Source organism: Desulfovulcanus sp., assembly GCF_982781345.1.
This window is the reverse complement of sequence record NZ_CEYAEZ010000197.1, coordinates 1-1,112: the sequence shown is the minus strand read 5'-3', so window position 1 is coordinate 1,112 and position 1,112 is coordinate 1. Positions and strand designations below refer to the sequence as shown.

General features: G+C 23.5%; 2 protein-coding genes. Both read left to right on the top strand.

Going from position 1 to position 1,112, the window contains the following annotated elements; translation table 11 throughout:
• The coding region (locus tag AC3WVG_RS12195) for a PD-(D/E)XK nuclease domain-containing protein (RefSeq protein ID WP_488798388.1) at positions 1 to 485 on the top strand (485 nt) is incomplete at its 5' end.
• Positions 486 to 538: 53 nt separating this feature from the next.
• Positions 539 to 1,112 (top strand): WD40 repeat domain-containing protein (locus tag AC3WVG_RS12190; protein ID WP_488798387.1); only part of this gene is annotated, 574 nt, incomplete at its 3' end.

Here is a 1,112-nt window from a genome sequence, read left to right as displayed (position 1 = left end):
TTGTTGAGACAATGTTAAGAGAAACTGAAACTTTTGAGATAGATTTAAGAGAATTTAGCGAAGGTATGGCAAGATTAGCAAGTAAGGATGATTTGGGTGTTATAAAATTTTTAGCAAAAAAATTATTTGAAAATACCTCTATTAGAAACTTAATCACTCAAGAGAGTGATATTAAGATGTTTTTTATGACATATTTTTCATTAAATAGATTATACGCTTCTATTAGTGAGGCTGAATTAAATCAAGGATATGCAGATATATTATTATTAAAAGCTCCGAATATAGAATATGATATACCAAATATATTAATTGAATTTAAGTTTTTTAAACAAAGTGATAATATCAATGAAACTAAATTAAATAATGCTATACAAAAAGCTAAAGAACAAATCTCTAAATATAAACAAAGCTCAAAATTTAGTGTTGATAGAGCTATTATAGTGGTTTTTAGAGGGTTTGAATTAATTTATTGCGAATGGGCTTAAGTTTTTTTGTAATCTAATTAAGTAATTATTTTAAAGGATTAAAATAAGATAAGATGAAAATATTACTTTTTATCTTGATATTTATTTCATCATTATATTCAGATATTATAGTAGCTAAAAGTATATCTCACAGAGCAAAAGTCAATGACATTAAAATCATAGATAAAAAAGTTTTTAGTGTCGCAGATGATGCTACTATAAAAGTGTGGGATAAAGATTTAAATCTACTTAAAACTATCTACTTAAAAGAAAAATTTTTTAATAGCAACCTTTATACACTTTGTTTTGATAAAAACAACATTTATGTAGCAGGCACTTATGGATTTGATAATCCGATTTTAGTTTTTGATAGAGCAACACTTAAACTCAAAAAAGCTATAAAAAACAATTTTTATGGTATAAACAAAATAAAATCAAATGGCAAATATATATGTGCGGTAGGTAGTGATTATTTATATATATTTGATAAAAATTTAAACTTTTTATATAAACATGAGTTTGAGAAATTTAATAAAACTCACGGTATGATTTATGATGTTGTGTTTTTAGATAAAGATAAAATTGCATTTGTAAACTGGGATGGATATGTTATAGTTTTTGATATTAAAAACAAAAAAGTTTTAAATT